This is a genomic window from Flavobacterium sp. TS_SC_5 (genome assembly GCF_056156265.1).
In genome coordinates, this window is the sequence record NZ_CM149588.1 from 3,446,680 (window position 1) to 3,459,353 (window position 12,674).

Genomic DNA, 12,674 nt, shown 5'->3' on the forward strand with positions numbered 1-12,674 from the left:
TTCAAGAAAAATTAAAGCTGACAAAGCATAGAGTTTTGGAAATTAATTTAACTCCGACACGATTTGTCGTTGTGGCTATTTATCTTTGTTGATTAATAAATAAAAAGATATGACTTTCACCGAATTTTTTTCCAAATATAATGTTGAAAATAGCATCATTTTATTAGAAGGGAAACGCAATGTTGTAGAATCTGATAAAGAAAAACTGATCCAATTTGGGATGTTCCTGGCACTAAACCTTCCTAAAGCAAAGTTTCGAAGTGGCAACGCTGATGGAGCGGACTTCTATTTCTCTAAAGGTGTTTTGCAGGTAGTTCCCGAACGATTACAGGTTATTACGCCTTATGACAGCCACCGCCAAAAAGAAAATAATGCGTATGAAACAATTTCTCTGGACCAAATTGATTTACTGAATGAGTCTGAGGTAATTTACCAGTCCAAAAACAATAAAAAGACCAAATCGTTAATTGATAAATATGTGGACGGTGCCAGAGACCGGTTTGCAATAAAAGCGGCGTATATTATTCGCGATACTGTTAAAGTAACGGGGACGAATTCAGGAATCCCTCCGGTGAATTTTGCTTTTTTCTACGATGATGAACTGAATCCAAAAACAGGCGGAACCGGTCATACGATGGAAATCTGCGAAATCAATAAAGTGCCTTATCTAACCCAATCCGCTTGGTCTAAATGGATATAAAAACCGAATGAGGAAAACCGTAAATTTTACAGGGTCATTAAGCTTAGTTTTGGTTACTGATCTTTCACCAAAAATAAAACTAAGTAACATATGAAAAAGATTACTATTGAGTTAACTGATGAACAGCATTCAAAAATGATGAACCATTTGCAAAAGGGAACAACCTTAAATATGAACAACGATACTTTTTCAGGCTATGGCTTGAACCTAAAATGCATTGAAGGCGGAATTTCTTCCTGGCTCGAAGTCGAAATGAACGGAATCTTGGATTTAGGTGAAGTGGATTGGAAAATAGAATAAACAATTTAAAAATGGATATAGAAAAAATAAAAGTCCAAATCCTAAGCATTTATCAAAAATGGAATAACTTATCCCACAGTAAAGATGACGATACGTATGCCGAAATTTACGAAAGCGATGTTCGCAGTCTGATCATCAACTACTGCGAAAGTAAATGTTACGAAGTGGAAGGTTATCCTTTTCAAAAAAGACTTTTGGGTGAGACAGATCAATACTATGATGAAGATTATTTCTGCTACGAACGCAATCTAAAATACCTCGATATTTTGGCAGCAACCAAAGAAGATGTGTTGGAATTAATGTATTTTTATAGCAAAACCTTTTGGCCAAAACAGATGGGAACCAAAGAAGAATATAAAAAGTACCTTTTAGAAGGGAATGAGAATAATTCATACGATATTGAATTTTAAAGAAATTATACCATGAACATACTATTCCTCCACGGACTCGAAAGTAAATTGAGCGACCCAAAAAGAGCTATCCTTGAAACTTACGGAACGATTATCGCTCCCGATTTAGATTATAGATCGAAACCAAATATGATTCAAATGCTATACGATGAATATCACAATCAGGACATCAATGCAATAATAGGAAGCAGCATGGGCGGTTTTGCGGCTTATCATCTGGCGAACAGTCTGGGCATTTGTGCGTTGCTATATAATCCAGCACTACCCTACCGCAATGCAGTCGAACAAATAATACCCGCTTCCCTGCCTAAAAACAACTCCGCATTCATGCGAATTGTTTTGGGTGCACAGGATAATATTATCAAAGCAAAAGACAACTTAAATTATCTGGCACTACATAGTAACCCGACAACTGATTATGTGATTACTATTAAAAAAGAGCTGGTACATCAAATTCCTATTGAGATTTTCGAACAACAAACTAACGCCTTTTTTGGCGAACTTTGTTATTGATGCCAGTATGTTAATGGTGTAGTAAATCCTAAAAAATATTAGGCATCACTAAAACTAACTAAAAAACGAAACTATTTAATCCTGAAATATATTAGGATCCAATAGCGGGAATATTGTGTTTTATAAACCTCCCTTTTTCAAATAATATTTTAAATGCAAATTCTCAAAATCAATCTTCACGGGGAAAGCTGGACAGTCAAAAAGTTCGAGTGCGGCGAGGAGGATTTGAATGCATGTTTGAAGATGGCTGATAAAATGAAACTTTCTTTAGTACAAGCTTTATTAGATCCTTTTTTCTATTACAATCTGAAAAGAGCTTCCATTCCATCGGTGGAACATTTACCAGGCAAAAAAGTCAGTGGATTATTGAACACTCCCAAAAACCAAATTGAAATACTTTTAGATGGTAAAAAAATTAGAAAGTTTCAAATTGACGATTTAAATCATGAAATGTTGCTTTTTCCATCATACAATATTAAGCAAATTGAAATTAAACAAGATTTCAGTCCCGGAATTTATATCGAACAATGTGCAATTGGCTTTATTGCTAGCTATGAATTAAAACTTAAGAGCTTCAATATTGATGATTTACAATTCAATTTGATGCAATTTAACGGCAAACAATTATTACAAAAACCTAACTATCATAACACAAAAATTCTTGTCAGGAAAAAGGAGACATTGCTCATTTATCAGAATGGTTTTGAAATCCTAAAGTGAAATCTATTATGCATCATTGCTATTTTAATTATTGCAATTAAATCAAACTAATGTAATATGCTAAGTCGTTTAATCCTTTTTCTTGACACCTTTTTTTCAAAATCTTCAAAGTTTTCACTTAGAAGCTTGACTTTATCATTAATAAACACATAAAGTCTTTTACTTATGTCAATAGCTAGTGGTAAATCTAAATTAATTAAATCTTTAAAATATTTTGTAAGATCTTCATATTTTTCTCTACTTATTAAACCTATTCAGCACTTCCTTCAAAATCCTACTGTCAACATCCTCTTGGTTTTCTTCAGGTCTGCCTGCGCATAAAAAAACAGTATTCAAATGAACATTTTCATAAATTTCTGTAAAACGATGAAAATCTTTCAATTTGAAATCAGTCGCCTCAATAATTAAAACTCCTATTTATAAAATAATAACAGATCCATTTTTCTATTACTACTTAAAAGATTAAGTTACCAAAATTTTTCCTTTATATAACGCAGTCGTAACGAAAAACACAACTCTTTATGACGATGGTTTATATATCGAACAAAAAGGAATTGGATTAGTAGGCAGCTATGAAATTAAAATTGATGATTTCAACATTAATGATTTAGAATTTAGTTTATCAGAGACTAACGGAATGCTATTATTAACAGAGTTAAAATATCAAAATAAAACTTTAGTTAGCAATAAAAATGATATTCTAATTACATTTCAAAATGGATTTGAAATAAATTATTCTAAATAAAAATACTCTAAATAACGTTAAGACAGTAATTCTAAATAATCTAAACTATAAACTATTGAATCTCGATTTAGGAATGGCTGATCGACTAAATCTAAATATTCTTGGTTTTCCTGAATATAATTTACATAATCTTCCTTGGCGGTCAATATTTTCGACTCAGCTATTGCCTTTTGGAATATTTTATGCGTAAAATCAGTATAAAGTATATTGTACGATGGTTTAAATCCAAAGTCTGAATAAGATAATGATGTTGAATTATTATATATAAAATCTATGATAGATTTTTTACAATTTCCAAATCCACATCCTTCTTTGGTTGCACACAAGTATAACGTTTCAAAAAAATCTGCTAAAATAATCTTTTTGAAAAAGTCAATATTTTCAGCTTCAAAATAAAGAACCTTTTGTTTCTCTCTGTAATTTCTATTAATAATTTCTAATTCAAAGTAAAAAGCTTCTCTATGACTACTATATTTTTGGACATTCTCTACATCAATAAATAGTGGGTCTACTTGGAAATTAATGCTCTTATTCAATTTCAAAATTTCAAAATTATCGCCTACTATTTTTGTTCCAAGGTCGTTAAACAATTCTACACGTCCTCCTTCTGAAAGTTTATCTTTTAATTCTTGTACTTCTTGACCCATACAGTTATAAACGAACAGATCCGGTTTTTGAAGTTTCTTTCCATGATGTTTTTCTTCAAAATCGATATGATTTTGTGTCAAAAAAACAGGTCCACGAAAATCATGACCGGCGCTGACATACCAAAATATTTTTGGTTTAGATGGAAGTTCTGTTAGTTTAGTGCAATCTTCAACAAATATTTTTCGAGCGTCCATATTAATATTTTTATATAATTACAAATTCCAGTAAAATCAACTAAACCATTTAAACTGCCTATTCTATTTTCTAAATCATTTTAAAAAAGAAGTTACCTTTTAATAACTAAATTCTCACCTTATTTATTATGTTTTTTACAAAAAACACTAATTTATTAAATATAAATTGCAATAAAATAAAGATCGTCCCTCGTTCATTAAAAGTTATCGTTAACCTGATACTAAAAAAGGGCTCAACTTTAATTACAAAGAGGAACCCTTTATGGTGAAATAGATGAAATTTTTAGGAACTAACTTCTTTTATTCGCCTCCTGCTCCTAATAACTGTATGCCGCCAACTACCCACATAACAGGTCTCCATAACAAAACGAAACCTATTATTGATAATATGGAAAAAACAGACCAAAACCAAAAACTAGCGTCATGGGTAAATACTGGAAAATATTTAAGTAAAAACATATAGATTCCAAAAGGTATCGCAACCAATGCAACCAAAACCCACATCGCAAACTTAATAATAGCTACGATAATATTTAGTAATACTTGAAATAACATAATTGTAAATGTGTTGTGACTTTCGTCAGATTAAAAATGATCAATTGGATACGAATAACTATTTTAGTTGTTGGAATTATGATTAGGAACTTCATCATCCATAGCGGTAAATAAACCAGTAACCAACAATGATAAGCCAGCGCTAATGATACCTGCATTTATAGGGTTTTTCCCTGAATAATTAGCAATAGCAACTCCTGCAGCGACACTCATGCTTAAAATTGCTCCTAAATTGCTAAAGTCCAATTCTGATTTTTGTTTTTTAAATAGATTTTTCATAATTGTTTATTTTAAAATTTCAAGACAAAAATAAAATTAGATAATGCCATTTTATGTCAGTGACAAATAAACTTGAAAATCAATAGAGTGCCATCAATTGTCAGTTTATTTTAATACTTTTGAGTTATGGAAAAAGACATTACAGAGCATAAACCTCTTAACTCAACACAAGTAGCACAAACAAGTATTTTACTTGATACTCTAAAGAAAAGACCATTTCAGAAAATAGGACAATTGGTAGTAAAGTTAGGTATCACAAAACCCGAAATTAGCGATCGCACTTTTTACAGACTGATAGACAAACTATTTGTGATTTATGGAATTAAAATTAAATTCGATTATAGTATCGGTGGTTATTTTATTGACGAAAAAGAAAGCAGCAATACCGAATCATTTTTGAGTCACATTGAAATATTAGCCACTGCGGAACTTTTCACTTCTCATTTTGAAGATAAAAGCAATCCTCTTTCACTTATAGAATTTGAAACAAAAGCCGTAATAACAGCCGTTCCAAATTTTAAAATTGCTCTAGAAGCCATTCAACAAAACCTGCCGATTAGCTTTACACACAACAGTTTTTACCATCAAAAGCAAGCTGATTATACCGTAAAACCCTATTTCCTTAGGCAATACCAAAACCGATGGTATGTGGTGGGCGAAACCGAAAAAGGCTATAGAACTTTTGGAATCGATAGAATAGAAAATATCAAAGTGGGCACTAAAAAGTTCAAACCAAAAACGGAGGAAGCCAAAGACAAGTTCAGAAACGTGGTTGGTCTAAATTATGTGGATCATAAATTGGAAACTATAAATTTGTCATTCGATATTTCCCAAAAACCATATCTGGTTTCGCTACCATTACACCTTTCTCAAAAGGAAATCCATCTTGATAACGGAAAAACTTTTGATATTGAATTACGAATTCACCCCAATTTTGAATTCAGACAACAGGTATTGAAATATGGGAGTTTGGTTAAAGTGTTAGAACCAAAATGGTTAGCGAATGAGATTAAGGAAGAGTTGATTAAGGGGATAGCTTTATATGAAAAATAGCTTGGGTGATTACCCAAGCTATTTTGAAATTTATTCCGATTTTGATATAGTGTCTTTATACAGTATTAGAATATTTTTTAATATGGTATATTATATCTGCTTCCAACTCACTTATAACCTTTTTGTAATCTTCTATAGGTAGCAAGGCCTTTACACTTTCCACTGCTTTAATCTTACCTTCAATTCTTGAAATATCAATTATAAAAGAAAGGTGATCATCAACTGGAATAACAACACTGTACTTTTTAATAATGAGCTCCCCCAAGTATTTAGACCCAAATGAGACTTGATTAAAATCTAAAATATTAATAAGCGAACCAATTTTTTTTGTTTTAAAGACATAACTTGTATTAGATTCTAATTCTTTTATATTATACCTAACCGCTAGGTAATTGCTCCTATACTCATTATAGTAATCTAAAATTATTCCTTCAACAAACTCTTCTATGACATGCTTAACTTTATCATCTGGTGCAATAGATGAGGTTGTTTTGATTGCCGTAGGTTTCATCTTAAAAAACAATACGACAATTAATATGACAACTATTACTAACCCTATATTTAAAGACATTTTTGTAGGGTTTTAAAATTAGACATCACATAATCTAACCTCTCCTGAGCTCTTACTATTTCTGCTTGAAAAATATTCTTTTGCTCATCAACCCCTTTGCTACTGTCTAACAAATCATTAGAGTTTGATTTGATTTTTTTTACTTCGGTATTTACATTATTATAAACACCATTTATATTCTCTTCAATAACATTACTAATATTTGCCATTACATTTGTAATAACATAATCCGCATGCTTCTGAAAAATTATTTGAATTTCAGCAAAAATTTGGTTTTTTACTGAATCTTTATTAAATAAACTACCATAATTAGTACCACAATTCTCCTTTAATTTTTCTACTGACAATTCGTTATAAGAAATATTTTCAACAATAGCAGATGGGTTTGCAACTTTACAAAAAAGAGATCCATCATATACATTAACGTCACTTATAATCGCTTCAAACTTATTAGAAAACGTTTCTAACAGTTCATTAATATCTTCCTTAACAGACAACTCATTTAATAATGAATTATGAATTTTATCAGAAATATTCACCAAACTTACTTTCGTTAAATGTGTAGCAAGTTTTCTTAAGGCTTTAATTGAATCATTTGAGGAATCTTCTAAATCTTTTTTAAGCACTTTAAATCCACTTTCTTTAAAATCTTGTAAACGAATTTTTAGGTTTGACTTCATTCGGGCGACAGCACCCCCTGCAGTATCTCTTTCAAATTGCTTTTTAAATTTCTCAATTTCATCTATTAATTTATTTAAGTTAACTATTTTCTCTTTAAGTTCAGCATCTGATAAATTTAGATCCTTTAATTTCACTTTCGTGGTATTAAGATTAGAAAGTAAAGATGCTTCATTTGTTTTATAAATATCGTATAAAAACTCTGTAGTTTTATCTATAATTGCTTTACCTGTTTGAGTCATTAAATGACTTTTAAGTCCATTAACAAATTCTTCTATAAAACCATTATTCTTTATAAACGAAGGGCTTTCTTCCATTATTCTTTCTAAATGAAATTCTTCATCTTCATTAAGTACAATATTATTTAGCCGCTTATAGTTAATTAATGCGGAAAGCGTAGAAATTGGAAACACACTTTTTTTATCAGTAATAAATTTACGTTTCTTAAGCTCTTCATCTTCCATTAAGGTTTTTTCTACAAAAGATTTTGCTCCTTCGTAGTCTGCACTAATATCAGCTTTAGTTAAAGCGAAAAGAATTTTATCTGCAGGTACAGAACTTAAATGTTGATCTATAAAATCATAGTCTGCGGTACTAAGTGCTTGCCCTGCATAGAACAAATAAATTACAGCACAGGATTTTTTTATCCAGTCCTCTGTTACTTTAGATCTAAGTTCATTTCTATCATTAATGCCAGGAGTGTCTACAAAAACTACACCCTTAGCAAGTTCATTATTAACTTTAATATCTACCTGTTTAACAAACGGAGTCTTACACCCCCCCTTAGCCACATAGTCTCTAAGATCATTTAAGTCAACTCCCTCAACCGTTTTATTACTAGAAGTAATGAATGATTCTACCTGCAAACCATCTAAGGCAGCTTTATTTACATCTTTCTTCAAAAACTCATCATAATACGTAGTTGAAGCCCCAGTATCATCAGTGACTTTTTGAAGTTTTAAAAGCTCCCACTCTTTTACGCTATAGTAGGTTACTGTAGCGTAATTTTCTTCTCCATAACTTACAGTGGTTAGCTTTGCTGTCCAAGGAGTATCATCTGCTGGCAAAACTTCTTTATCATTAAAAAGTAAATAATTTAAAAAAGATGATTTTCCTGCGTTTATTTGCCCACAAACACTAATGGTAAATTCTTGTTTTTTTAAATTGTCCTGTACCTCTTTAATATTTTCAACTGTATAAGATTTTTCTCCGTGAGTTACTGGAACAAGATTGTTAGTTTCAAGATTTTGAAAAGCAGTGTTTAATTGCTGTACCTTATTATTATATTCTTTTAAAATATTTTTTTCCATGTTAGTTTATCTTTTTTAATAGTAGATCAATCATACTTAAAATTTCTAAAGTATCATTCTTTTCAGATTCTAGTTTTTTAATTTCGCTCTCCAATGATGGATCATAATCTAGGTATCTCGCATCAATTAAATCATATATTAATAGTGTACTAATCGAACTTTTTAATAATTCATCAGGAACAACTAAATCTATATTATTTTTATGAAAGTTTTTATCTTGTAAAAAATTTTCTGTCTTATAACTTTCAAAGTTACGATGATAACCTATTATAGAATCTACACTACTATTAATCAACCCATCAACAATAGTATTAATTATGTGATATTCATCATTCCTTATTTTTTCTATCTTAGAAAACTCTTTATAAACAGAATTGTTTATTATGTTTTCATAGAGATCAAAACTACTTTCTAAAAAAGATTGAAAGGCATTAGATATAAATTCATAAAGGTTATCTTTTACTTTGCCTTCATCTACATCTATCATACATATATACGCATCATCTGAAAATATTCCGGACTCAATATTTTTATAAAACAAGTAGTCACCTAGCTCATTAAAAAAAGCAGTATAAAACACCTTAAAACTAGCGTCAAATCTATCATCAAAGTCTTCTATAAGATTTTTATATAAATCCTTTGATTTTTGTAAAAAATCATTAGTTTGTTTTATTTCATCAGTTTGTGTACTAACATCGTTATTAAAATCCTCTTGGTAATAAAACAAGTCATCTTTTATAAGATTTCTAAAATCATTGTGTTTATTAACTAAAGTTTGATTTAAAATTAAATTAATTTCATTTTCTCTCACATCATCAATTTTATTGATAAGCTCATCATAGTACTCAGTATAACTGGTTGTTTGTAGAGGCAATAAACTAAATGGCTTACTAAGAGTGGATGTTTTAAATGTAATTTCTGAGCTATTATTTTTATTAATATCAAAACTTTCAGAATTAATTACACAATATTTAATTTGAGAAGTAATATTTTCCAAAGTATCAATAAAGCATTTACTTTTTGTAAACTCTTCTAGTACTTTTTTTGAAGAATAAAAAAATACGTCATCTAAGAACTCCTCATTTAAAATTTCATTTCTGATTTTTTCTCTAACATTAGGAGATTTTAAATCAATTTTATTAATAACACCAATTATTTTGGTGCTAATACTTAATTCTTTTAATTTATCATAATCATCTTTAGCTCCTACTATGTTAGCATCAAATATCCAAATTAATAAGTCGAGTGTTTCAATCCAGTTTTTAGTTAAGTCATCGTCTTCTTTGGAGGTAGATGAAAACCCTGGAGTGTCTACTATCGTAAATCTAGAAAGGTTTTTAGAAGGGTGTTTAATAATATAATGAGATAAATTCTTATTTTTATTTACTCTAATAGTACTGCTTTTCTGATAATCCTCTAAAGATATTTCCTTATAATAAAGGTAGGAATCTTCACATTGCGTAACTTCTAAAACCTCAAATTTTTCGCCATAACTTAATTCCGTAATTTGCGCAGTTGCAGGTTCTAATTTCACACCTAAAATTTCTTCCCCCAACAAACTATTAATCATCGAAGACTTTCCTGTACTAAAACCACCAACAAAACCAAGTCTTAAAGGTCTTGTATGAGAGTTTATAGTCTTTTCATAATTTTCAATCTCATTTTTTTTCTCTCGAAAGAAATTAATTTTGTCAAACATTACATCCACATTCTCAATAAATTCTTTGTCTTGAAACTGTTCAAGAATTTTTTTGAGGATAGCTTCAAACTCTTCAAAACTATCATTTTTATTAAAGTCCATTATTTGGCAATTTTATAAAGAGTCACTAAATCTTTCGATATCTGATTTTTGATACCATTCAGTTGCTCTAATGATTTGGAAAGTTCTTCCTTAACTCCTGTAATTGCAGCTTCTTTAATACTTAAAGGATGGTTTATTTCAGTATCAATCTTCTGAGTTAGAATTGTATTAATACCTACAAAAACCTCATTTACAATATGATTTGAATTTTCTTTTAAAGCTTTGTAAACATTGCTTTTCTGAGTTGCTTCGGTAATTTTATTTTTGGCAAATTCCGTAACATTTAATTGATCCAAAACAGTGAAAATGGTAGTAATAACAGTTGTTCCCTTAGAGAGAGGCTTATTTGATGTAGATGTTTTAGGAAGGGCATCAACCGCTTGATTTTGACCTTCTGTAATTAATTTAGAAACCTCTTTTCTTGTATTATCATCCGCTAAATGTTTTTCCGCTAATTCAATCGCCTTTCCACCTGCTTGTATCAAAACAGTTTCAGCAACATTTGCAACAATACTACTACCTCCAGTTGCTAATGCAATTGCCCCAGCATTGATTAGACTAGGTAATTTATTTGCTATTTGAAATATCGTACCCACTTTGTTATTGATACTATTAATCGTGGAATTAGATAATTTATTTAAAATGCTAGAGGGTAATGTATAATTTTCAATCGACGCTAATTGTGTTTCTAAGACAGTCGTAAATTCATTTGTATACTGATTTACCACAGCCTCTAAACTATTATTATTTAAACCATTTATAAATGAAGAAACGTAATCTTTATTTAACCGACTTAAATCTTCTTCCGTAGAATTTTTTATCAGCTCAAAATCTCTAATAATTTTATCACTATCTCTTTTAAGATCTTGTTTCTCAATTTTTAAATCTTCTATTTTCTTTAAAAAATCACTTTTATCTAAAGTCAAATTACTTTCTTTCTCTTGAAGAAAATATATTAAATCATTTTTACACTTTATTAGAGATTCTAAATACCTTTCCTCAGCTATCTCTTTATGAAGTTTAGGAATTTCTAACTTAATAATTTCCTCTATTTTATTAACACCACTCTTCTCATATAAGTCAATATCATTTGAAGCATTAGCCTTTATAGCATCTTTAGAAGAAACAACTAATATTTGAGCATCAGAAATAAACTCTTTAACAGAATTTTTAAACTCTGAAACTAGCTTCTCAATTTGAATAGGTGATTTTGTATCCTTAAAGTTTAAAACAAAATGGAGTTTTTCTTTTACATTTTCAGGGCAATCCTTTATAAATGTTTGTAAACTTTTAGAAATACTTCCCATATTGATGTTAACAACCATAAATACAATGTCCATATTAGGTAGGTATCCATAAGTAACCTTAGAGTGCATCTCATTTATAGAAGAAACACCAGGGGTATCAATTAAAATAGTGTTTTCATCTAGTACTTCAGAATCCTTTACCTCCACTTTCAAAAGCCTATTTTTCCCTTCTTTTTGAACCTCCTCAGCAATTTCGCTTACTTCAATTTCTTTAATGGATATTGAACCGTTCATGTTTTCTATAACACAAAAAGAATTCTCCTCACCTTTTGTTATTTCTGTAATAATTGCTGTTGTTGGCTTGTCAAAGCTTGGCAAAAATTGTTTCCGTAATAAAGCATTAACTAACGTGGTTTTTCCAGAAGAAAACTCTCCTAAGAACGCAACAGACGTTTTATATTTTTCTTTATTTAAATCTTTTACTTTTTCAGATATTGCAGTTGCATTATTTGCTTCAGCAATAGATAATAATTGTTCTTTCATTCTACTTTTTTAATAATAATAATAATAATAATAATAATAATAATAATATGTTCCTAATATGGACTATAACAGCCTATTGCTCCTCCTAAAAATTAGCATTTAAAGTTTTAGACTAGTTCATTTTTAAGTGGCTAATGATTTAGATGTTGAACTTTTAGGTCTCAACAGTTACTTCTTTATCATTTTAACAGCTTCTATTCTAAATTCTTTACCTTATAAATGTTCTTTAATTAATTCTAGTGGTGATTTGTAATAGCAAAAATTTGGTTCTTTTATATAAGAATGTTTATCTGTAATTGGTATTTGATTGAGTAATAAATCCTCAATTTTGTTCTGTTTTAATTTCATAACAAGTATAAAAATTGTTGTTTCATTTTAAATAAGTTCACTTTTGCATTTTATATTTT

General features: G+C 29.7%; 13 protein-coding genes. 6 read left to right on the top strand and 7 right to left on the bottom strand.

From position 1 onward, the window contains the following. Positions 1-109: 109 nt before the first annotated feature. The 5 genes from AC0J6S_RS14780 to AC0J6S_RS14800 all read left to right on the top strand — a co-directional run bounded on the left by AC0J6S_RS14780 (position 110) and on the right by AC0J6S_RS14800 (position 2,643). On the top strand, positions 110-700 hold the full coding sequence (locus tag AC0J6S_RS14780; RefSeq protein ID WP_474954514.1) for a hypothetical protein: 591 nt from the start codon (positions 110-112) through the stop codon (positions 698-700). A 90-nt stretch (positions 701-790) separates the two neighbouring features. Beyond that, positions 791-1,000 (top strand): hypothetical protein, encoded by a 210-nt coding sequence (locus AC0J6S_RS14785; protein ID WP_474954515.1) that lies wholly within the window; start codon positions 791-793, stop codon positions 998-1,000. Between the two features lie 11 nt (positions 1,001-1,011). After that, positions 1,012-1,410 carry a hypothetical protein gene (locus AC0J6S_RS14790; RefSeq protein WP_474954516.1) on the top strand — a complete coding sequence of 133 codons (399 nt, stop codon included), beginning with the start codon at positions 1,012-1,014 and terminating at the stop codon, positions 1,408-1,410. 12 nt (positions 1,411-1,422) lie between these two features. Continuing rightward, positions 1,423-1,923, top strand: a complete 501-nt coding sequence (locus AC0J6S_RS14795; protein WP_474954517.1) for a YqiA/YcfP family alpha/beta fold hydrolase — start codon at positions 1,423-1,425, stop codon at positions 1,921-1,923. A gap of 153 nt (positions 1,924-2,076) precedes the next feature. Further along, entirely contained in the window at positions 2,077-2,643 is a 567-nt protein-coding gene (locus AC0J6S_RS14800) for a hypothetical protein (protein ID WP_474954518.1), read from the top strand. A gap of 762 nt (positions 2,644-3,405) precedes the next feature. On the opposite strand, the gene AC0J6S_RS14805 is transcribed toward AC0J6S_RS14800, so the two are convergent. The 3 genes from AC0J6S_RS14805 to AC0J6S_RS14815 form a co-directional block, all read right to left on the bottom strand. Next, positions 3,406-4,230, bottom strand: a complete 825-nt coding sequence (locus tag AC0J6S_RS14805) for a DUF7663 domain-containing protein (RefSeq protein WP_474954519.1) — start codon at positions 4,228-4,230, stop codon at positions 3,406-3,408. Between the two features lie 300 nt (positions 4,231-4,530). Beyond that, complete coding sequence (locus AC0J6S_RS14810; RefSeq protein ID WP_474954520.1) at positions 4,531-4,785, bottom strand: hypothetical protein; 255 nt, start codon at positions 4,783-4,785, stop codon at positions 4,531-4,533. 63 nt (positions 4,786-4,848) lie between these two features. Beyond that, on the bottom strand, positions 4,849-5,064 hold the full coding sequence (locus tag AC0J6S_RS14815) for a hypothetical protein (RefSeq protein ID WP_474954521.1): 216 nt from the start codon (positions 5,062-5,064) through the stop codon (positions 4,849-4,851). 126 nt (positions 5,065-5,190) lie between these two features. On the opposite strand from AC0J6S_RS14815, the gene AC0J6S_RS14820 reads away from it, so the two are divergent. Further along, positions 5,191-6,117, top strand: coding sequence for a helix-turn-helix transcriptional regulator (locus AC0J6S_RS14820; RefSeq protein ID WP_474954522.1), 927 nt, complete (start codon positions 5,191-5,193; stop codon positions 6,115-6,117). 55 nt (positions 6,118-6,172) lie between these two features. On the opposite strand, the gene AC0J6S_RS14825 is transcribed toward AC0J6S_RS14820, so the two are convergent. From AC0J6S_RS14825 to AC0J6S_RS14840, 4 genes are read right to left on the bottom strand one after another with little or no spacing between them, the layout of a single operon-like run. Next, entirely contained in the window at positions 6,173-6,688 is a 516-nt protein-coding gene (locus AC0J6S_RS14825) for a hypothetical protein (RefSeq protein WP_474954523.1), read from the bottom strand. Beyond that, entirely contained in the window at positions 6,679-8,676 is a 1,998-nt protein-coding gene (locus tag AC0J6S_RS14830) for a dynamin family protein (protein WP_474954524.1), read from the bottom strand. The genes AC0J6S_RS14825 and AC0J6S_RS14830 overlap by 10 nt, the downstream gene beginning before the upstream one ends. 1 nt (position 8,677) lies before the next feature. After that, the gene (locus AC0J6S_RS14835) at positions 8,678-10,477 is read right to left on the bottom strand and encodes a dynamin family protein (RefSeq protein WP_474954525.1); all 1,800 of its coding nucleotides are present in this window, start codon (positions 10,475-10,477) and stop codon (positions 8,678-8,680) included. Next, entirely contained in the window at positions 10,477-12,267 is a 1,791-nt protein-coding gene (locus AC0J6S_RS14840) for a dynamin family protein (RefSeq protein WP_474954526.1), read from the bottom strand. The genes AC0J6S_RS14835 and AC0J6S_RS14840 overlap by 1 nt, the downstream gene beginning before the upstream one ends. Positions 12,268-12,674 lie beyond the last annotated feature (407 nt).

Bases quoted from the DNA above. Each gene is read 5' to 3' on its own strand.
- AC0J6S_RS14780 (WP_474954514.1), top strand. From the start codon at position 110: ATGACTTTCACCGAATTTTTTTCCAAATATAATGTTGAAAATAGCATC.
- AC0J6S_RS14785 (WP_474954515.1), top strand. From the start codon at position 791: ATGAAAAAGATTACTATTGAGTTAACTGATGAACAGCATTCAAAAATG.
- AC0J6S_RS14790 (WP_474954516.1), top strand. From the start codon at position 1,012: ATGGATATAGAAAAAATAAAAGTCCAAATCCTAAGCATTTATCAAAAA.
- AC0J6S_RS14795 (WP_474954517.1), top strand. From the start codon at position 1,423: ATGAACATACTATTCCTCCACGGACTCGAAAGTAAATTGAGCGACCCA.
- AC0J6S_RS14800 (WP_474954518.1), top strand. From the start codon at position 2,077: ATGCAAATTCTCAAAATCAATCTTCACGGGGAAAGCTGGACAGTCAAA.
- AC0J6S_RS14805 (WP_474954519.1), bottom strand. From the start codon at position 4,230: ATGGACGCTCGAAAAATATTTGTTGAAGATTGCACTAAACTAACAGAA.
- AC0J6S_RS14810 (WP_474954520.1), bottom strand. From the start codon at position 4,785: ATGTTATTTCAAGTATTACTAAATATTATCGTAGCTATTATTAAGTTT.
- AC0J6S_RS14815 (WP_474954521.1), bottom strand. From the start codon at position 5,064: ATGAAAAATCTATTTAAAAAACAAAAATCAGAATTGGACTTTAGCAAT.
- AC0J6S_RS14820 (WP_474954522.1), top strand. From the start codon at position 5,191: ATGGAAAAAGACATTACAGAGCATAAACCTCTTAACTCAACACAAGTA.
- AC0J6S_RS14825 (WP_474954523.1), bottom strand. From the start codon at position 6,688: ATGTCTTTAAATATAGGGTTAGTAATAGTTGTCATATTAATTGTCGTA.
- AC0J6S_RS14830 (WP_474954524.1), bottom strand. From the start codon at position 8,676: ATGGAAAAAAATATTTTAAAAGAATATAATAATAAGGTACAGCAATTA.
- AC0J6S_RS14835 (WP_474954525.1), bottom strand. From the start codon at position 10,477: ATGGACTTTAATAAAAATGATAGTTTTGAAGAGTTTGAAGCTATCCTC.
- AC0J6S_RS14840 (WP_474954526.1), bottom strand. From the start codon at position 12,267: ATGAAAGAACAATTATTATCTATTGCTGAAGCAAATAATGCAACTGCA.